The organism is Flaviflexus sp. (assembly GCF_041440645.1).
Taxonomy (GTDB): domain Bacteria; phylum Actinomycetota; class Actinomycetes; order Actinomycetales; family Actinomycetaceae; genus Flaviflexus.
In genome coordinates, this window is the sequence record NZ_JASDVN010000008.1 from 1 (window position 1) to 19,019 (window position 19,019).

Genomic DNA, 19,019 nt, shown 5'->3' on the forward strand with positions numbered 1-19,019 from the left:
TCCTGGGCAGCGGCGGATTCCAAAACAAACTACACCCCCAATTATGAAGAGCCCGTAAAGTGCGAGCCACACAGCCAGAGGCTCTGAAATGAGCTTGATTCAAGTGAGGTTACGTGGGTTCACAAGGATCCTCTAGAAAGCGGGTGCGATGTACTCGTGGCAAGCACGTTGCAATTGATCGTATGCACTTAGAACTTCGATTCCTGGGAAGAAAATGGCACTGGATACCCAGCTCATAAGAGGGTGACCAGTGCCATTTGGAGCGGATAGCCCCGCTTCGAACTTGAGGCTATGCCTGATGCTTTGCCATTGACTTATCTTTGGCCTTGGCTGTCCCCTCCGGGCGGACTCCAGTACCCTTCGTGTACTCCGAGTAGTAGCCGTACTGGTCAGTTCGCTTAGTGACATTTAGGTCGTTGACGACAATGCCTGCGACTTCAGCCTGTCCCGCAGACAGCTGATCGAGTGCTGATTCCAGCTGATTCTTCCGTACTTTATCCGCGCGAGCAACGAGGACGGCGCCGCCGGTCTTGGAGGCGAGGATAGTGGCGTCTGTGACAGGAAGAACCGGGGGAGAGTCAATGATGACATGGTCGAATTCTCGTTCAGCGACCTGAAGCAACTTTTCCATCGAAAGAGAGCCGAGAAGCTCCGACGGATTTGGTGGTACTGTGCCTGCCGGAAGGACCCAGAGGTTATCGTCGGCAAGAATCGTTAGATCCGAGAGGTTGCCTCGACGAGAGAGAACATCGGACAATCCTAGTTCGCTATCGAGCTTGAGTCGCGCTGCAACCTGGGGGTGTCGAAGGTCCGCATCGATGAGGAGGACGTTGTCGCCTGCCTGCGCGAGCACCTTGGCCAGGTTCACCGCGGTCTGCGTCTTGCCTTCGCCGGGAAGTGACGAAGTAACAACGAGGGAAGGGCGGCGCTCGCCACCAATACCAATGAAAGAAATGTTGGTGCGCAGCCTGCGATAGGCCTCGGCATGAGCGTGCTGGCTCTCCTTGGATGCCTTCGGATCCTGGTGGGCAACAGCTGCCAATACCGGAACCTCTGTGATTTCCTGGATGTCATCGACGTTCCGCACTCGTGTGTCGAGGATGCTTCGGAGCAGTGCTTGCCCGTAGCCAAGAAGGGTTCCAAGAACAACGGCAAGTACCAGGTTGGTTGTTGCATTGGGCGAGGTGGGGCTGGAGGGAACAACTGCAGGATTGATAATTGCTGCGCTCACGAGCCCTCGGCCGTCAGACCTTTGGGGCGACAGCTCATCGACAGCGGAGACGAGGCTACCTGCCGTCGTGTTTGCGATGGTAGTGATCTCGTCTGGGTCTGCTCCGGAAACCGAAATGTCGATGAGGGACGTTGTCCCTGGGGAGGACACCGAGATTCTACTGGCCAGACTCGCCGGGGTGGTATCGAGCTGAAGTTCGTCGATGACCGGCTGAAGCACGATTGAGGTCGACGCGACTTCGACGAAGGATTGAACCTGACGCTCGGCGTAAGTGGCACCCTGGGAAAGCTCTCCTGCGGACTCGCCGCTCTCGACTGAGACGAAGATCGTTGCTTTAGTCGAGTATTGGGGCGTTTGAAGAATTGTGTAACCAGCGACGAGGCAAATCGTTACGAGAATGGTCGCGACAATACTTCTCCAGTATTCCCTTAACACCTGTACATACTGTTGAAGTTCCATTGACCTTCCCTGGGTTTACCTAGACTGCGGTGCGCTTCCTTACACGTACCGCATGAGTGGCACCGTACGATAATATCTTGAAATGTATTAGTTGTGTGAGTACACGGGCTGTTTACCAGCTGTGATGTTCCACCCCAGGCTAAACTGTTGATTCCGTTGTTGGTCGCAAGTCAAGGAGCGCAAGGTTCCCATGAATGGAAGAAGCCGCGAGACGGCAAAATCTATTGTGTTGCTTGCTGCTCTTGCAGTGATGGCAATCGTCCTCAGTTACATGGCGCTCACGAGCACAGGGGCCACTGTTAGTAGCAGTGAAACAAACACGCCGACGGTTAATACTGAGTCATCTCCCACAGACACTCAATCAGAACCGGAGGTGAATGAGTCTCCATCCGAGGAAGCGACAGAAGAGCCGAGCGAAGCACCGACTGAGCCTCAGGTGACGGTCGTGATCATTGGTGATACGTACTCGATCAACGACTCTCCCGAGAACTGGATCAATCCTGTCGCTGAGGAGCTCGGTTGGAACATTGTGTCAAATTTGTCGGCTCCAGGTCGTGGCTTTGTGACGCTTCCACGATCATGTGACAACTCTCCGTGTGAGGCATTCCCGGGAACGGTCGATGCCGTAGTTGAATCGCAACCCGAGGTCGTTGTGACTTTCGGCGGTTCGGCCGATGGTGACATTCCCATTGGGGGAGCGACCGATCAGTACTTCCAAGACCTACGTGCTGCTCTCCCTGATGCTCAGATCATTGCACTGTCGCCCATTAGCTCGGCAGACACTCTGCCCGACTGGATTCCATTCCATGTCGCTAACGTGCGTGCTTCGGTGGAAAGCGTTGGTGGGATCTATGTTGATCTCGGCCAGCCTGCTCTTGGTGACGGGGAGGCTCTAAGCGCCGAGTCACAGGCGGAGATTGCACAGGCAGTGGTCGCAACATTGAACCAATGAAGTGATCACAACTTTGAGGACGATCACAACGTTGAGATAGTGAGTTGTGCACAAGGTGATGGACCCAGAGGTGCAGCTGGTTAAGCCACAGATGCAAGCGATTGAGCCACAGTCCTTTGTTCAACTCGATGGACACTTAATACATCGATAGGTTTGAAGCGAATTGGGAGGCAATCATGCAGGACTTGTTCGTTGAAGATACTGAGATTCCGGGACTCCAGATCATTCGCCTCACGGTGTTGAGAACTCCTGAAGGCTACTTCAAAGAACACTTTCACCGCGGCGCATTGGACGCTGCGGGAATCGAAGGATTCCAGCCGGTTCAGCACAACATCACCCACGTTGAGAAAGTAGGAGTCACCCGAGGCTTTCATTCCGAGCCGTGGGATCGTTTGATCAGCCTTGTTTCTGGTAGAGCATACGGAGCTTGGGTCGACCTGCGCCCCGGAGTCGGCTATGGCCAGGTGGTCGAACTCATCCTTGATCCCAGTATTGCGGTACTCACTCCACGGGGTGTGGCTAACGCTCACCAAGTGCTCGAGCCCGGAACAACCTTTAGCTACCTTCTCAACGAACACTGGAACCGGGAGGCGAAGGAAAGAGATATGGGTGTCAATCTCTTTGATCCAGCCCTTGGAGTTCATTGGCCCATAGGTCCACGTGACGCCCTCATGACTGAACGCGACAAGGCACTTCCGATGCTAGAAGGCAGTGCCCACTTCAAGGAGCCTTCGACCCAAGATTCAGGCTTCAGCTTTGGAATTGGCCACCAGGCTTCAAACCAAAGAAATGGTAACTATCGGGTTCTCTTTGTGTGCACGGCAAACATCTGCCGCTCCGCATACGCAGATGTTGTGGCGAGCGGTCAGAACGTTCCTGGACTCGAGTTCTTCTCAGCTGGCACTCACGGGCTGGCAGGTGAGGGAATTGATCCTCCCATGGCGGCTCACGCGAAGGGCAAGGGAAATGCCGAGGCCCATGTGGCAAGGCAACTGACCCGCGCTGACGTGGATCAAGCGGACCTGATCCTTACCATGGCAGGTGACCACAGGCGGTACATTCTTGATGAGTGGCCCACTGTCGCCAACAAGACCTTTGTCATCGGCCATGCGGCTCGGGAAATTGGTTCCCTGCCCCCGAGTGCACGACTTGCGGATGTTAGTGAGCACCTGTGGAATCATCGGAGTAGCAGTTCCAGGGATGATGTTGCCGATCCGTACCGGCGTGGGGAGATGGCGGCTTTGAAAGCAGCGACCACCATTGATTCCCATCTCGATGCGATTATCCCTACTCTTGCGAATCTGGCTCAGCGATCTCGATGACAGTGATCAACGAGCACCGGATCTCAGAAAGAGCCAGCCGTCCAAGAAGCTGGATGGCCCCAATGATCCTGCTCGGGCTCTGGTACGCCTGGGTACTGCTCTCACCTGTGATTAGCGCTGGGGAGTTCAGTTTTTCCTCGCCCTACCTCATCGCTCCTCTGTGTGTGGTCATTAGCTTCGGTATAGCCATTCAGCTCAAAAAGCTCTGGACCAATCAGACCGTCCTCCCAATGCTCATTGCTCTGGTCGCAGTTGTCATTTCAGTTCAGCCCATCTATGCCAACGCACGTAGCGCAGTTGGAGTTCTCATGGTTGGACTTGCCGCACTGATCATTCACGATGAACGGATCGGGAACAGGGGAGTGCCGTCATCTCCGCCTACCTCACACGCGCTAACCTCGAACGCACGTTTGTGGAAGCGATACCAGCGAGAAACCGGAGCGAGCTCTCATCGAGCTCCAGGTCAAGTTAGCTCTCATGGAGCTGTCCCGAGCCTGCTGAATTACCGGGTTCTGCTCGGCATCGTCATTGGATTAGCGGGACTTCTCATGTCCCGTGCATCCCAGGCATCGTTCTTCCTGGCAGTCGTTTTGGTCTGTGCAAGTGCAGTCGCTATCTTTTGGACGGCCCCACCGAAGTGGCTGAGCTTTCTTATCGCGTTCCTTGGTGTCGAGCTCGCAGTCATCGTCGTGACCTACCTAGGCACTCGAGATTCATGGCCGGATTGGTTATCCGATGGTGAGAGCCTCAGCTCCGCGCGTCACACACTTTGGTCCGATGCCCTTAGTCTCTGGTCGACCAATCCTGCGGTTGGGACCGGAATGGGAACCTTTACGGCTAGTTCTGAACTGGCATCATCTCGCGCCGATCTAGCTGCAACTCATTCCCTGTTTCTGCAGGTCGGGGCGGAACTGGGAATCATCGGAGTGCTCCTGCTAACGTGCCTGTTTGGCGGCGTGCTGTATCGGTGCTCTCCAGCAGCACGCTCAGCCGCATTCATTGGAATGATGGCCTGGATGTGCCTCGGGATCCACACAAGCATTGATCACCTGGAAGACTTTCCTGTGGTGTGGTTAATGGCTGGGGCTGTACTGGCTTGGTGCCGACCGCATGTTGCAAGCAGCGGAGATCGAGCAACGAGAAATAAAGAGATAGAGCAAACCCAATAGGTAGTCCGCCTTGGCTGGTTCACCGTCTGGTTCACTTTGATTAATCTGTCGATTTAGCTTGAGGTCTCAGGCTGTCAGAACCGGAAGCTAGACTAGGTCCGTGGACTTGTTCGATAACGCAGGAATGGCGCCCGAGGGCATACCGAGTGATGCTGGGGCGCCTCTTGCTGTTCGCATGCGACCTCGTTCTATTGATGATGTGCTTGGTCAGGATCATCTTCTTGCTCCCGGAGCTCCGCTTCGACGCCTCATTGAGTCCGATGGAAACGACTCTGGACCATCTTCGATCATTCTGTGGGGCCCTCCCGGTACCGGCAAGACAACTCTCTCGTACCTGATCGCACGGAGCGGCACACGTAAGTTTGTGGAGCTCTCAGCTGTGTCAGCTGGTGTGAAGGATCTGAGAGCGGTGATCGCCGAAGCCCGCCGTCATCTCAGCACCTCCGGTGCTGAGACTGTTCTCTTCATCGATGAGGTTCATCGATTCTCCAAGACACAGCAGGATGCTCTACTACCGGCGGTGGAGAATAGGTGGGTCATTCTCGTGGCTGCGACCACGGAGAATCCTTCCTTCTCGATCGTGACTCCACTGCTTTCTCGTTCGATCATGCTGACTCTGCACGGGCTTGGTCCGGAGCACATTCGCACTCTCCTTCAGCGAGCCATCTCAGACGAGCGCGGGTTCGATGGGAAGTTTGAACTTCCTGAAGAATCCGAGGACATGATTGTTCGTCTCGCGGGTTCCGATGCGAGAAGGAGCCTCACCGTTCTCGAAGCGGCGGCGGGTACGACCGCGGCACGCAACGAAACCAGAATCACCGTTGAGGATGTATCCGAAGCGATCGATGTGGCGGCGATGTCGTACGACAGGGATGGGGATGCTCACTACGATGTCATCTCTGCCTTCATCAAGTCCGTGCGTGGATCCAATGTTGATGCCGCCATGCACTACCTGGCGAGGATGCTAGAGGCGGGGGAGGACCCCCGGTTCATTGCTCGCAGGCTCATGATCTCTGCGGCCGAGGATATTGGGATGGCGGATCCATCGGCGTTGCAGACAGCAACTGCGGCCGCACAGTCCGTTGCCCTGGTAGGCATGCCAGAGGCCCGCATCATTCTTGCCGAGGCCGTGGTCCACCTTGCAACTGCGCCAAAGTCGAACGCGGCATACGGTGCCATCAATGCGGCTATCAAGGACGTGCGTGACGGGAAGGTAGGAACCATTCCCAACCACCTGCGTGATGGATCCGTGTGGGCATCGAGGCAGACCGGCGCGGGTGAGGGCTACAAGTATGCCCACGACTACCCCGGCCACATCGTTAACCAGCAGTACCTGCCCGATGAGCTCGAGGGGACCCGCTACTACGAGCCCACGGAGAACGGTTACGAGTCACAAATCACTGCCAGATTGGCGAGAATCCGCTCCATTCTTGATGGGGAGTAGTGGTACGCTAGTTCGGTTGCTTCGACGGCACTTCCATGTGCCCGCGATGGAACCCCTGGGGCCTTAGCCACGAGGTGGCCCCGCAGTATCAATACCTGATGCTGTGCAGTATCGATTTCGACAGGAGAATTATGGCTAATTCACGTTCCCGCAAGCAGGTGCGCCTTTCCCGCGCACTCGGCATCGCGCTGACCCCCAAGGCAGAGCGCTACATGCAGCGCCGCCCCTACCGTCCCGGTGAGCACGGCCGGGGCCGCACCAAGGACTCCGACTACTCGGTTCGTCTGAAGGAGAAGCAACGTCTGCGCGCCCAGTACGGTATCCGCGAGTCGCAGCTCCGCACCATCTTTGAAGAGGCACACCGCACTGAGGGCCAGACCGGTGAGAACCTGGTTGAGCTTCTCGAGATGCGCCTCGACGCACTCGTGCTTCGTGCAGGCTTCGCCCGCACTATTGCACAGGCCCGCCAGGTTGTCGTTCACCGTCACATCCTCGTTGACGGCAAGATCGTTGACCGCCCCTCCTTCCGCGTGAAGCCGGGTCAGACCCTTCAGATCAAGGCTAAGTCCCAGGCCTCGGATCAGTTCCTCATGGCCGCCGCTGGCGTGCACCGTGACGTTCTGCCCGACGTTCCCGAGTACCTTGATGTTCAGCTCGAGAAGCTGAACGCGACCCTCGTTCGTCGCCCGAAGCGCGCTGAGATCCCCGTGACCTGCGACCACCAGCTGGTCGTCGAGTTCTACTCTCGCTGATCTTCGTTTGTGCGCCCTGGGCAGGATATGCTCAGGGCGCACACCTTTTTCAGAGGAATTCAGAAGGACTCAGCCATGGAGATCACCCTGGGCGGCATTGCCGCCATCATTGCCGCACTCGCCTTCGTTGCGCTCGTCATCTTCCTCATCCGTCCGCTCACGAAGCTGGGCAAGACATTTGATGAGTTGACAGTGTCGGTTGAAAAGCTCACGGATGAGACTCTTCCTGCTCTCACCAACGCTGCTGAGACCGTGGCACGAGCCAATGGTCAGCTCGATCGGATCGACACGATCACCTCGGCCGCTGCCCGCACCGCTGAGGATCTCTCGGCAACCACGACGATCGTGACCTCCACGATCTCGGCACCGTTCCTGGCGGTGCGCCGCGCTTTCGGAAAGCGCAACAAGCAAAGGTAGAATACCCACTAGCTTTAACCGGGGCGGAAGTCTTTCTCGAAAGGGTTTCTTCCAACGGAACAGAGCCCACGATGTCATCTCCATGTCATCACCAAAAACCCACGACAGGCACGATCCCGGGATCGCTCTCGCACCTGGTAATCCATTCGGAATAACAGCAAGGAAGCGGTTCGGGTGAGGTCGGATCTATGAGCTCCGAGCGGACCTACCAAGTGCTGATCGGATCCAAGAAGTTCTGGTCGGAATTAACAAGTTCAGGTCTGGTCTGAGCAAGTCCCGACCGGATCTGAGCGGTTCTGAAAGGTCCTGATCAAACTGTTGAGACTAGTTCTCTTCAGTACTGATAGGTTCTCAGTGCTGATTGGTCCTGAGGGTTGATTGGTCCTCGGTCCGGGGATCGGGGTGGTGATGGGGAGAGGCGTAATGGTCTCTGGATCGTTGGCGGAATCGTTCGTGAACTGAACAAATGCCCCACACACAGTACTTGCCACTACGGTGGCACCACACAAGCCGCGGAAGCGGCAGAGAACAAGGCCGCTACCGCGGCACAGAAGAGGAACCATGCGCACTGCAGAGATTCGCAACCGTTGGCTCGACTACTTCCGTAAGCACGATCATCACGTGGCCGAGTCCGTGCCGCTCGTGTCTCCGGATCCGTCCATCCTGTTCACGATTGCCGGTATGGTCCCCTTCATTCCCTACATCTTGGGAACCGAACCCGCACCGTGGCCTCGTGTTGCCTCGGTGCAGAAGTGCATCCGCACCAACGACATCGAGAACGTTGGTCGTACCACTCGTCACGGCACGTTCTTCCAGATGGCGGGTAATTTCTCCTTCGGTGATTACTTCAAGGAGGGTGCTCTCGACCTGTCGTGGGGTCTGCTGACCACCAGCCAGGATGAGGGCGGCTACGGTCTTGACCCGGAGCGCCTCTGGATCACTCTGTGGGAAGAGGACACCGTCTCCTACAACCACCTGACCGAGAAGATTGGCATGACCCCCGATCGCATCGTTCTGCTGCCCTGGGAAGAGGCGTGCTGGGACACCGGTCAGCCCGGTCCCGCAGGCTCCACCGGTGAGTGGCACTACGACCGCGGCCCCGAATTCGGCCCCGAAGCCAAGAGCGGCAAGGTTCCGGGATGGCCGGGTAACCCCGAGGCTGAGGATCGCTACATCGAGATCTGGAACAACGTGTTCGACCAGTTCGTGCGTGGCGAAGGCAAGGGCAAGAACTACGAGCTGATCGGCGAACTCGACCACAAATCGATCGATACCGGCCTTGGTGTGGAGCGTCTCGCCTACATCCTCCAGGGCAAGAACAACATGTACGAGATCGACGAGGTGTACCCCGTCATCGAGGCAACCGAGAAGCTGACTGGCAAGTCCTACGGAGCTGACACGGAAGATGACGTGAAGCTCAGGGTCATTGCCGACCACGTGCGCTCCTCGCTCATGCTCATTGGCGATGGTGTGCGCCCCGGCAACGACGGACGTGGCTACGTACTGCGCCGCCTCATTCGTCGCGCCGTTCGTTCCGTGCGCCTCCTCGGCTACGACGAGGTCTCTCTGCCCACCCTCCTTCCCGTGTCCATGGCGGTCATGTCGGAGTCCTACCCGGAGCTCAAGGCGAACTTCGACCAGATCTCCCAGGTTGCCTACGCCGAGGAGGAGGCGTTCCGCAGGACCCTTGCCTCTGGCACCACGATCTTCGAGGGCGCCGTGAAGAAGCTGAAGGACTCTGGTTCCAAGCTCGTTCTCTCCGGTAACGACGCCTTTACCCTGCACGACACCTACGGATTCCCCATTGACCTGACGCTGGAGATGGCGGAGGAAGCGGGAGTCCAGGTCGACTCCGAGGGCTTCACCACTCTCATGCAGGAGCAACGCGATCGCGCCCGTGCGGACGCTCAGGCCAAGAAGACCGGTCACGTTGATGTCCAGGTCTACAACGAGCTTCTCGGCAAGTCCGGCAACACCCACTTCCTGGGCTACACGGAGACCGCGACAGACGGCAAGGTCGTTGGCATCCTCGTGGATGGTCAGCCCGTACCCGCAGTCGAGGCACCCGCAGACGTCGAGATCATCCTCGATCAGACCCCGTTCTGGGCTGAGCAGGGTGGTCAGCTCGCAGACCACGGCCACATCTCGATCGCCGGTGGCGGCCTTGTGGACGTCATGGACGTTCAGGCACCCATCAAGGGACTCACGGTTCACCGCGGCACCCTGACCGAGGGCTCGGTTGCCCTCGAGGACCGCGTTCACGCAGAAATCGATGTGGATCGCCGCGGCCAGATCGCGCGCGCCCACACCGCAACCCACATGGTTCACAAGTCTCTGCACGAGTTCCTGGGAGAACAGGCCACCCAGGCCGGTTCGGAGAACTCTCCCTCGAGGTTGCGCTTCGACTTCCGTCACGGACAGCAGGTCCCATCTGACGTACTGACCGACATTGAGGGCCGCGTCAACTCCCGCCTTCAGGAGAACCTGCTTGTCACCGATGAGCAGATGAGCCTGGATGAGGCGAAGAAGGCCGGGGCCATGGCTCTGTTCGGCGAGAAGTACGGCGAACGCGTGCGTGTTGTCTCGATTGGTGGCGACTGGTCGAAGGAACTCTGCGCGGGTACCCACGTGCCCGAGACCGGCAATATTGGTCTCGTGTCGGTTCTCGGTGAGGCCTCCATCGGTTCCGGCGTGCGCCGCATCGACGCCCTCGTGGGCCAGGGTGCCTACGCAGCCGGGGCCAAGGAGCGTGCCCTCGTTTCCCAGATCTCCTCGATGCTCGGTTCCCGCCCGAACGAGCTGCCCGACCGCATCGACGCCCTCATGACGCGCCTGAAGAACGCTGAGAAGGAAGTTGCTGCGATGCGGACGGCTCAGCTCATGGCGGGTGCGGACGAGATCGCGAAGGCCGCCACCCGCCACGGCGAGGTTCTCTACACCTGGAAGGACCTGGGTGACGGGGTGAGCGGTGATGACCTGCGTACTCTCGCTCTCGATGTGCGTTCGAAGATCGCCGATTCCGAACCCGCAGTCGTTGCCATCTTTGGTCAGTCGAAGGGCCGCCCCACGGTTGTCATCGCAACCAACGAGGCAGCTCGCGACAAGGGCGTCAAGGCTGGCGCTCTCGTCAAGGTTGCGTCCGGCGTTCTCGGCGGCGGCGGTGGCGGCAAGGACGATGTCGCCCAGGGTGGCGGACAGGACGTCACGAAGATCTCTGAGGCGGCGCAGCAGATTGCGAGCTCCCTCTGAGCAAGCGTAAGGGCGTGCGCCTGGCCTTTGATGTGGGTCGGGCGCGCATCGGCGTCGCCACGTGCGACGAGGACGCGATACTCTGCACCCCGGTCGAGACACTCTACCGGGACCGCCGTGGTGATGGTCACATCGATGATGTCGAGGATCTGATCGACGAGTATCAGCCGATGGAGATCATTGTAGGTTTGCCAAAAAACATGGATGGGACCGAAGGATCTTCTGCCAGGGACGCGCGCAACTTCGCGAGACAGATTATGTTACGTCACCGTGACATTGCGGTACGTTTAGTAGATGAAAGACTGACGACCGTCAGTGCACATAAGAGTTTGCACGAGGCCGGCAAGTCTGAGCGTCACCATCGCTCAGTTGTTGACCAGGTCTCTGCCATCCTCATCCTGGAACTTGCTCTCGAGATCGAAGAAACAACAGGGCAGGCACCGGGGGAGCTGGTGAGCAGAAAGGGTTCGCATGGGCGACATTTTTGAGGCCTTCAGCGACGATGAGTCCGCGGCCGAGGCTAAGCCCCAACGGAAGAAGCGCCGCGGCAGGTCCGCCGCCATCCTCGTTCTTATTCTCGCGATCCTCGCCGGAATCACCGTTGCCGTTCTTCCCAATGTGCGTGACTGGATCACGAACGGACCCGCCTCGGAGATCTTCTCCAACAGCCCCGAAGACTACGCGGAGGGCGAGGAGGGCGAGACCATCCAGGTGACGATCCCCTCGGGTTCGACAGGTTCCGACATGGCAACCATTCTCTTCGAGAACGAGATCGTTGCATCCCGCGAAGCTTTCATCGATGCCTTCAATGCTGATACTGGTGCGGGCAGTATTCAGCCCGGTACGTACCAGCTACCCACCCACATTCCCGCGGAGCGGGCCGTGACCCTCCTGAAGGATCACGATGCTCAGCGCGTGGACGTTCAGATCACGATTCCTGAGGGCTTCACCCGCACCCAGGTGCATGAGCGGATCGCGAACCTCATGGACGTCGACATCGCCGATGTCGTGGCAGCGTCCGAGAATGCCGAAGCCATCGGACTGCCCGAGGAAGCGGGCGGCAACGTGGAGGGCTGGTACAAGCCGGGAACCTACATGGTCTCTCCCGATACTCCCGTCCACGAGATCCTGGGTGAGATGGTCACCGCACGTACTTCTGAGCTTGATTCCATGGGTGTTCCCGAGGGCGAGCGCCAGGAACTGCTCATCAAGGCATCGATCCTTGAAAGGGAAGTGAACCAGACCCAGTACTACGCGCAGGTGGCTCGCGTGATCGAGAACAGGCTTGTGGACACGGACTCGGTCAACGGCAGGTTGCAGATGGACTCCACGGTTCTTTACGGCGTGGGCAAGTCCGGTGGCATCCCCACCTCCGAGGATCTGGCCAACGACAATCCGTACAACACGTACCTTCACGCAGGTCTCCCGCCGACCCCGATCGGTGCGGCCGGCAACGAGGCGATGAACGCCGTGCTTAACCCGGCAGATGGTGACTGGCTGTACTTCGTCACTGTGGACCTGAACTCCGGTGAAACTCTGTTTGCGGCTACCCTGGAGGAGCACAACGCCAACGTTGCTCGCCTGAACGAGTGGCTGGCAGAGAACCCCAACTACGGCCGTGAGGAAGCACCCGAGGTTGGTGGAGCAGACGAAGGAGAGAACTGATGAAGGCAGGGCTTGCGGGATACCCGATTGAGCACTCACTGTCCGTCGCTATTCACGGCGCAGCATACCGTGACCTCGGTGTCGACATTGACTACCAGCTCTATCCCACAACCCTCGATCAGCTCGACGACCTCCTAGCCTCGCTCGACGAGTCGTGGGCGGGACTGTCGATCACGATGCCGCTCAAACAGGCCATCATCGACAAGCTCGACTTCGTCGATGGTCTCGCCAAGACCGTCGGTGCGGTCAACACCGTCTGCTACCAGCCCACAGGTGGTCAGCTCGTTGGTTTCAACACGGATGTCTACGGCATCGCCCAGGCGGTGCGCGAGTCGGGGGAGATCTCGACACCCTCGGCCATCATTCTCGGATCCCGGGCAACGGCTTCCTCCTCCCTGGCCGCCATCGTCGAACTCGGGATCAAGGAGCACATCACGCTCGCGGCACGCAACCACGGCGGTCCCGGATCGGCAGTGGCTGCCGCAACTCGAATGGATCTCAGCCCCTCCCTGGTCAAGCTGACCGACAACATCGTCGGTGCGCTTCCCGGTACCGGACTCCTCATCTCCACCCTCCCCACGGGCGTGGCAGATACTCTCTCGGATCAGATCGTAGAGGCGCTACCGGATTTGTCGCGGCTCACCGTTCTCGACGTGAACTACCACCCGTGGCCCTCGAGGCTCGTGGCGGCAGCCGAGGCCCGCGGTGCACGTATCGTTCCCGGTTGGTCCATGCTGCTTCATCAGGCCGTGTCCCAGGTTCGCCTCTTCAGCAACAAGACTCCCGATGTTGGTGTCATGCGGGAGGCGCTCCTGGAGGAGTTGGCAAGGCGATGAACTGGACCAGGGGAGTACCCGTTCTGTGGCTCTCCATCGCATTCCTTGTTGGCGCAGTAGCTGGCCTCATCGCGGGCTGGGACACGCTGTTCCCCAGCACAACCGTGTTCGCAACACTTCTCGGTGGGGTTTTCGGAATCCTGTTCCTCATCGATGCAAAAACGAGATACCTGCCCGACCCGTGGCTGATCATCGCCGCGATTCTGGTTGTTCTGCATCCGATCTCGATCATGTTCCTTGACGTTCCCGCCGGGATTATCATGCTTCTGCTTGCGGCCGTGGGTGCCAGCATCGGCTTTTGCCTCTTCGCCATCGCCCGCATCCTCTCCAACTACCAGCTTGGCCTTGGGGATGTGAAGCTTGCGGGCGTTCTTGGCGGGTGGCTGCTACCTCTCGGGTGGGGTCCGCTCGGACTCGCGCTTGTGGCGGCCGTCGCAATCGGGGCCGTGTGGGTGCTCATCAGCGTGGCTCTCGGGAGGAAAACAGCTCCCTACGGTCCCGCCATGGTCCTAGGAGCGATACTCGCAACCGGCCTCGCCTAAAACTCTGGCAAGATAGTCCTCATGTTGTGGATGACTGCTGGAGAATCACATGGCCCCGCTCTCGTGGGTGTCATCGAGGGACTACCCGCCGGAATCGAGGTGCAGAGCTCCGATATTAGCTCCGCACTTGCGAGGCGCAGGCTCGGAGCCGGCCGCGGATCCCGTCAAAAGTTTGAGAAGGATGAACTGGAGATCCTTGCCGGCATCCGCCACGGCAAGACCCTCGGTTCCCCCATTGCCCTCGTGATCCGGAACTCGGAATGGCCAAAGTGGACTGCCGTCATGAACCCGGATCCCGTCGATCCCAAGGAGCTCCTCATTGACGCTGGCACGGGTGACGAGAGGGAGATTTCCCGTAACAAGAAGCTGACCAGGCCCCGCCCCGGTCATGCCGACCTCGTCGGCATGATGAAGTACGGCTTCGACGAGGCAAGGCCCGTTCTCGAACGCGCCTCCGCCCGCGAGACCGCTACGCGCGTCGCCCTGGGTGAGCTTGCGGCTCGCTTCCTCGATCAGGCCGCGGGCATCGAACTCGTGTCCCACGTAGTCAGCGTTGGTTCCGTGAGCGTTCCCGCGGATGCGGACAAGCCGTGGCCCGGGGATGTCACCAAGCTGGAAGAGAACCCCGTGCGTTGCTTTGACCCTGTCACGAGCGTTGCCATGGAGGAGGAGATCAACAAGGCGCAGAAGGATGGCGACACCCTCGGTGGCGTTGTTGAGGTTCTCGTGTACGGCATGCCTCCCGGCCTCGGTTCCTACATCTCGTCCCAGCGTCGCCTCGATGGCAGGCTCGCGCAGGCCCTCATGGGCATCCAGGCAGTCAAGGGCGTCGAGGTTGGTGACGGCTTTGTCACCGCTTCGCGCCGCGGCTCCGAGGCGCACGATGAGATCGTGTCCCGCGATGGCAGGGTGGCTCGCAAGACCAACCGCGCCGGTGGCACCGAGGGCGGCATGTCCAACGGTGAGGTGCTGCGCGTGCGCGCCGCCTACAAGCCGATTTCCACGGTCCCGAGGGCGCTCGCCACGATCGATACCGAGACCGGTGAGGCCGCGACCGCCATCCACCAGCGTTCCGACACGACTGCGGTCGTTCCCGGTGCGGTCATCGCCGAGGCCATGGTCGCCCTGACCCTTGCTGAGGCTCTCCTGGAGAAGACGGGTGGTGATTCCGTCGCGGAGGTACGCAGAAATCTTGCGGGCTACCTGAAGTCGCGTTCGGAGCACCTCTCATGAGCCGCCCCTTTGCAGTGTTCGTGGGATTGCCTGGATCGGGCAAGTCCACCATGGCGAAGCACATTGCGGAGATCCATGGCATCGAGTCGGCCGACAGCGACGATCTCATCGTGGAGAAGGCAGGGAAGAGCATCCCCGAGATCTTCGATGAGGTGGGGGAGTCCGGCTTCCGCGCACTCGAGCTTGAGACCATCAACGAGGCACTCCACGGCTTCGAGGGCGTCCTCGCACTTGGTGGCGGAGCGATCACCATTCCCGGTGTGCGCAAGGCGCTCCGCGGGCACCGGGTCGTCCTTATCACCGCAGATCACGAGGTGCTTCTCGAACGGATCAACCGCCACCCCTCGCGCAGGCCGCTCCTGACCGAGAGCCCCGAGGAATCTCTTCTCAGGTTGCGTTCCGAGAGGGAACCGCTCTACAAGAAGGTTGCAACCCTCACCGTTCAGACTGACACGAGGCCGCCCACACGGCTGGCGCAAGAGATCTACGCGCAGCTCGTATCGGACGCAACCACGATCGACGTTGTCGACTATGCGGTGCAGGTGGGACACCACCTCGACCACAGGATCGCGCAGGCAGCTTCTTCAGCCTCCTCCGCCCTCATCGTCCACCCCGAGGCCCTAAACGAGAAGGCCGATCGCATCAAGCGTGAGCTGACACGTCGCGGCGTCCCTAACCAGTCCTTCATCGTTCCCCCGGGTGAGGCCCAGAAGCAGCACGGCGAGCTCGTGCGCGCATGGGACACGCTGGGTGAGATGAAGATGGCCCGCGATGGGGTTGTCATTGGTCTTGGTGGCGGAGCAACCACGGACCTGGCGGGCTTCGTTGCCGCCACCTGGCTCCGCGGTGTCGATCTCATCCAGGTCCCCACCTCGCTGCTTGGCATGGTGGATGCTGCCGTGGGCGGCAAGACCGGTATCGACACCCCCGCAGGAAAGAACCTCGTTGGTGCCTTCCACAAACCCATCAGCGTCGTGGCTGATCTCGATTCGCTCGTGACCCTGCCCGCAGAGGAGCTCAGGGCAGGCCTGGGTGAGGTCATCAAATGTGGCTGGATCCAGGATGCTCGCATCCTCGAGCTCGCCAAGGACCCGCAGTCCCTGCTGGATCCCCGCAGCCCCGAACTGCGCGAAGCAATCGAACGCTCCATTGCCGTCAAGGCGAAGATCGTGGCTGAGGATTTCAAGGAAGCTGGTTCTCGCGAGTTCCTCAACTACGGGCACACCCTTGCGCACGCCATCGAGAAGGTCGAGCACTTCGGTATCCGCCACGGCGAAGCCGTGGCCATTGGTTCCGTGTTCGCGGCCGCTCTCGCACGAGCGGCCGGCGTATCGGATCTGGTCGAGGAGCACATCGAATCTTTCTCGACGGTGGGTCTGCCCGTCACGTACGAGCCGGGACACAGGGAAGAACTCGTGGATGCCATGATGTCGGACAAGAAGGTTCGGGCCGGTAGGCTCCGCTTTGTTCTTTTGTCCGAGCAGGGTCATCCCTTTGTGTACGAGCCAACCAAGGAGCAACTAGAACTAGCATGGGAAACGGTCGGAGCATGATCATTTTGGTGGGGCCCGTTGGTTCGGGTGCAGGCGACCTCGCAGCAGAACTTCAGGGCCGCGGCCTGACCGTCGCAGACTCCGATGCCTTCCTCGAGCAGCGCGAGGGCATGACCGGGGGAGATGTCGCGATCTTCAAGGGTCCCGAGGCCTACGCGGATGCTGAACGGGTTGCCTCTCTCGAGGCTCTTGAATCCGGTGCTGACGTTGTCGTTCTTGGTTCTGGGGCCCTTGGCAAGACCGCCGGCGATGAGAAGGGTAGCGTCGTTCGCGACCGTCTCGATGCCGCGGTAGCCGAGGGTGCCATCAAGGTGTTCCTCACCGCAGAGGCCAAGGTCCTCATGAACCGCGCGGGACTCGACCTGCCACGTTCCGTGGCAATCGGATCACCCCGGTCGACCTACCTGACCCAGCTCAAGGCACGCGAACTCATCTACGAGGCAGGCGCAACCAAGATCGATACGACCGAAGGCGACTGGGCGGCACTTGCCGACGCAGTCATGAGCCTCACCGAGAAGAGCTAGCCTTCTAGGTCGGGCTGTCTGACAGCCTAACAATTGAGCTCCAGGAGTGACGCCGTCCCGGTTGCCTTCAATGCAATGAACTCTCCGCAAGTAGCTTCTTGTGAGGGTCTTTTCTGAAGCGCGCTCCGTAGGGTTCTGTCCTGCTACTACTTGGGCAAGGAGCCTTCCACGGAGAAACGCGTTCAGTTCTCAGCAGGTGACTATCCCGGGTAGGCGACTATCCCTTCCTAGAAGTCGACCATCCCGCCTCAGCAAGGGACCACCCCTCCTGACCAGGTGACTATCCATACTCAGTAATTGACCACACATAGCCCGCGTTTTCCCTCACATCCCCGTGGTGTGCTTGGGATGATGTTCTTCTAGGCGGTAATGTGTGGGTGACTAAACTTAAGGAGTTTCTGTGGCAACAACGAACGAACTCAAGAACGGCATGGTGCTCGTCTTTGATAACCAGCTCTGGCAGGTTGTTGAATTCCAGCACGTGAAGCCCGGCAAGGGCCCCGCCTTTGTCCGTACCAAGCTCAAGAACGTCCTCTCCGGCAAGACCGTGGACCGCACCCTGAACGCAGGTGTCAAGGTTGAGACCGCGACGATCGACCGCCGCGACATGCAGTACCTGTACAACGACGGTACCGACTACGTGTTCATGGATCTCGAGACCTACGACCAGCTCAACATCTCTCCCGAGATCGTTGGCGACGCCAAGAACTACCTCCTCGAGAACCAGAACGTCATCGTGGCAACCAACGAGGGCACCGTTCTCTTCATTGAGCTCCCCACCTCCGTGGTCCTCAACATCACCTACACTGAGCCGGGCCTCCAGGGCGATCGCTCCTCGGCAGGCACCAAGCCCGCCACCCTCGAGACGGGCTACGAGATTCAGGTTCCCCTGTTCCTCAACGAGAACACCAAGGTCAAGGTTGACACCCGTACCGGTGAATACCTGGGCCGCGCCACAGACTAGTGGCACGCCATTCCGTAACTCAGCGCAGGCGCGCACTCGACATTGTCTTCGAGGCTGATCAAAAGGAAATCCTGGTACCCGGCCTCCTCAAGGAGTTGCTCGCCGAGCGCCAGGTCATTTCCACCTCCCAAGTTCCGATCCAGGAGTCGGGTGTCCGCCTCGTTGAGCTTATTGCAGACAATCTCTACGAGATTGATGGCCTGATCGACGAGTACTCGAAGTGGGGCCTGCGCAGGCTCGCTCTGCTCGATCGTGCGATCCTCAGACTTGGTCTCGCAGAGATCTGCTTCGACGGACTCGACATCGCCGTAGCGGTCAAGGAATACTCCGAGATCGTTCGCGAACTCGGTGACACCCGCTCCATCGGCTTCATCACCGCGATCTTCAACAAGGCTGGCGAAGCCTTCAGGTCCCAGCAGGCCGCTACTCAGGCCGAGACTGCTTCCGAGGTGGCTGTCGGCACCGAGGCTGCGGTGTCTGTCGCCGAGTCTGGAGACCTTACTGAATCTGAAGAGCCGGCTGACTCTGAATACCTTACTGAGTCGGAAGACGAGGCTGAGTCTGTGATCTCTGAGTCGGAGCCGGATGAGGCCCCAGATGAAACTGATGGGATAACCCACAGTTAGGTTTGTGCAGGCAGGTTTCCTTTTGGTTCCTGCCTGTACTTTTGCGGATGGACAGGCGAGCGCGCTTTGTCCAGACGTGTT

Annotated in this window: 17 protein-coding genes; 16 read left to right on the plus strand and 1 reads right to left on the minus strand. The window is 59.3% G+C overall.

Annotation, left to right across the window (positions count from 1 at the left end; genetic code table 11):
* Positions 1–289: 289 nt before the first annotated feature.
* The gene (locus tag QMB98_RS00865; RefSeq protein WP_371683737.1) at positions 290–1,690 is read right to left on the minus strand and encodes a polysaccharide biosynthesis tyrosine autokinase; all 1,401 of its coding nucleotides are present in this window, start codon (positions 1,688–1,690) and stop codon (positions 290–292) included.
* Positions 1,691–1,880: 190 nt separating this feature from the next.
* Between QMB98_RS00865 and QMB98_RS00870 the strand changes: the two genes are divergently transcribed.
* The 16 genes from QMB98_RS00870 (at position 1,881) to QMB98_RS00945 (ending at position 18,938) form a co-directional block, all read left to right on the plus strand.
* A complete protein-coding gene (locus QMB98_RS00870; protein WP_371683739.1) occupies positions 1,881–2,642 on the plus strand; it encodes an SGNH/GDSL hydrolase family protein in 762 nt (253 codons plus the stop codon).
* Between the two features lie 176 nt (positions 2,643–2,818).
* The gene (locus QMB98_RS00875) at positions 2,819–3,964 is read left to right on the plus strand and encodes a dTDP-4-dehydrorhamnose 3,5-epimerase family protein (RefSeq protein WP_371683740.1); all 1,146 of its coding nucleotides are present in this window, start codon (positions 2,819–2,821) and stop codon (positions 3,962–3,964) included.
* A gap of 308 nt (positions 3,965–4,272) precedes the next feature.
* Positions 4,273–5,133, plus strand: a complete 861-nt coding sequence (locus QMB98_RS00880) for an O-antigen ligase family protein (RefSeq protein ID WP_371683774.1) — start codon at positions 4,273–4,275, stop codon at positions 5,131–5,133.
* A 100-nt stretch (positions 5,134–5,233) separates the two neighbouring features.
* Complete coding sequence (locus QMB98_RS00885; protein WP_371683741.1) at positions 5,234–6,577, plus strand: replication-associated recombination protein A; 1,344 nt, start codon at positions 5,234–5,236, stop codon at positions 6,575–6,577.
* 131 nt (positions 6,578–6,708) lie between these two features.
* The gene (gene rpsD / locus QMB98_RS00890) at positions 6,709–7,329 is read left to right on the plus strand and encodes a 30S ribosomal protein S4 (RefSeq protein WP_371683742.1); all 621 of its coding nucleotides are present in this window, start codon (positions 6,709–6,711) and stop codon (positions 7,327–7,329) included.
* A 75-nt stretch (positions 7,330–7,404) separates the two neighbouring features.
* On the plus strand, positions 7,405–7,746 hold the full coding sequence (locus tag QMB98_RS00895) for a DUF948 domain-containing protein (protein ID WP_371683743.1): 342 nt from the start codon (positions 7,405–7,407) through the stop codon (positions 7,744–7,746).
* Between the two features lie 561 nt (positions 7,747–8,307).
* Positions 8,308–10,995 carry an alanine--tRNA ligase gene (alaS, locus tag QMB98_RS00900; protein WP_371683744.1) on the plus strand — a complete coding sequence of 896 codons (2,688 nt, stop codon included), beginning with the start codon at positions 8,308–8,310 and terminating at the stop codon, positions 10,993–10,995.
* Between the two features lie 14 nt (positions 10,996–11,009).
* On the plus strand, positions 11,010–11,483 hold the full coding sequence (ruvX, locus tag QMB98_RS00905) for a Holliday junction resolvase RuvX (protein WP_371683745.1): 474 nt from the start codon (positions 11,010–11,012) through the stop codon (positions 11,481–11,483).
* A complete protein-coding gene (gene mltG, locus QMB98_RS00910) occupies positions 11,467–12,660 on the plus strand; it encodes an endolytic transglycosylase MltG (RefSeq protein WP_371683746.1) in 1,194 nt (397 codons plus the stop codon). The genes ruvX and mltG overlap by 17 nt, the downstream gene beginning before the upstream one ends.
* On the plus strand, positions 12,660–13,496 hold the full coding sequence (locus QMB98_RS00915; RefSeq protein ID WP_371683747.1) for a shikimate dehydrogenase: 837 nt from the start codon (positions 12,660–12,662) through the stop codon (positions 13,494–13,496). Before mltG ends, QMB98_RS00915 begins: the two co-directional genes overlap by 1 nt.
* Positions 13,493–14,038 (plus strand): prepilin peptidase, encoded by a 546-nt coding sequence (locus tag QMB98_RS00920; protein WP_371683748.1) that lies wholly within the window; start codon positions 13,493–13,495, stop codon positions 14,036–14,038. The genes QMB98_RS00915 and QMB98_RS00920 overlap by 4 nt, the downstream gene beginning before the upstream one ends.
* A gap of 30 nt (positions 14,039–14,068) precedes the next feature.
* Entirely contained in the window at positions 14,069–15,271 is a 1,203-nt protein-coding gene (aroC, locus tag QMB98_RS00925) for a chorismate synthase (protein ID WP_371683775.1), read from the plus strand.
* Positions 15,268–16,824: a 3-dehydroquinate synthase gene (aroB, locus tag QMB98_RS00930; RefSeq protein WP_371683749.1), complete on the plus strand. Its 1,557-nt coding sequence runs from the start codon at positions 15,268–15,270 to the stop codon at positions 16,822–16,824. Before aroC ends, aroB begins: the two co-directional genes overlap by 4 nt.
* Positions 16,821–17,348 carry a shikimate kinase gene (locus tag QMB98_RS00935; protein ID WP_371683750.1) on the plus strand — a complete coding sequence of 176 codons (528 nt, stop codon included), beginning with the start codon at positions 16,821–16,823 and terminating at the stop codon, positions 17,346–17,348. The genes aroB and QMB98_RS00935 overlap by 4 nt, the downstream gene beginning before the upstream one ends.
* Positions 17,349–17,748: 400 nt before the next feature.
* Positions 17,749–18,312 carry an elongation factor P gene (gene efp, locus QMB98_RS00940; RefSeq protein WP_371683752.1) on the plus strand — a complete coding sequence of 188 codons (564 nt, stop codon included), beginning with the start codon at positions 17,749–17,751 and terminating at the stop codon, positions 18,310–18,312.
* Positions 18,312–18,938 (plus strand): transcription antitermination factor NusB, encoded by a 627-nt coding sequence (locus tag QMB98_RS00945; RefSeq protein WP_371683753.1) that lies wholly within the window; start codon positions 18,312–18,314, stop codon positions 18,936–18,938. The genes efp and QMB98_RS00945 overlap by 1 nt, the downstream gene beginning before the upstream one ends.
* Positions 18,939–19,019: the final 81 nt, after the last annotated feature.

What these genes read in the sequence shown, in the direction of transcription:
- QMB98_RS00865 (WP_371683737.1), bottom strand. Translation starts at nt 1,690, where the DNA reads ATGGAACTTCAACAGTATGTACAGGTGTTAAGGGAATACTGGAGAAGT.
- QMB98_RS00870 (WP_371683739.1), top strand. Translation starts at nt 1,881, where the DNA reads ATGAATGGAAGAAGCCGCGAGACGGCAAAATCTATTGTGTTGCTTGCT.
- QMB98_RS00875 (WP_371683740.1), top strand. Translation starts at nt 2,819, where the DNA reads ATGCAGGACTTGTTCGTTGAAGATACTGAGATTCCGGGACTCCAGATC.
- QMB98_RS00880 (WP_371683774.1), top strand. Translation starts at nt 4,273, where the DNA reads ATGGTTGGACTTGCCGCACTGATCATTCACGATGAACGGATCGGGAAC.
- rpsD (WP_371683742.1), top strand. Translation starts at nt 6,709, where the DNA reads ATGGCTAATTCACGTTCCCGCAAGCAGGTGCGCCTTTCCCGCGCACTC.
- QMB98_RS00895 (WP_371683743.1), top strand. Translation starts at nt 7,405, where the DNA reads ATGGAGATCACCCTGGGCGGCATTGCCGCCATCATTGCCGCACTCGCC.
- alaS (WP_371683744.1), top strand. Translation starts at nt 8,308, where the DNA reads ATGCGCACTGCAGAGATTCGCAACCGTTGGCTCGACTACTTCCGTAAG.
- mltG (WP_371683746.1), top strand. Translation starts at nt 11,467, where the DNA reads ATGGGCGACATTTTTGAGGCCTTCAGCGACGATGAGTCCGCGGCCGAG.
- QMB98_RS00915 (WP_371683747.1), top strand. Translation starts at nt 12,660, where the DNA reads ATGAAGGCAGGGCTTGCGGGATACCCGATTGAGCACTCACTGTCCGTC.
- QMB98_RS00920 (WP_371683748.1), top strand. Translation starts at nt 13,493, where the DNA reads ATGAACTGGACCAGGGGAGTACCCGTTCTGTGGCTCTCCATCGCATTC.
- aroC (WP_371683775.1), top strand. Translation starts at nt 14,069, where the DNA reads ATGACTGCTGGAGAATCACATGGCCCCGCTCTCGTGGGTGTCATCGAG.
- aroB (WP_371683749.1), top strand. Translation starts at nt 15,268, where the DNA reads ATGAGCCGCCCCTTTGCAGTGTTCGTGGGATTGCCTGGATCGGGCAAG.
- QMB98_RS00935 (WP_371683750.1), top strand. Translation starts at nt 16,821, where the DNA reads ATGATCATTTTGGTGGGGCCCGTTGGTTCGGGTGCAGGCGACCTCGCA.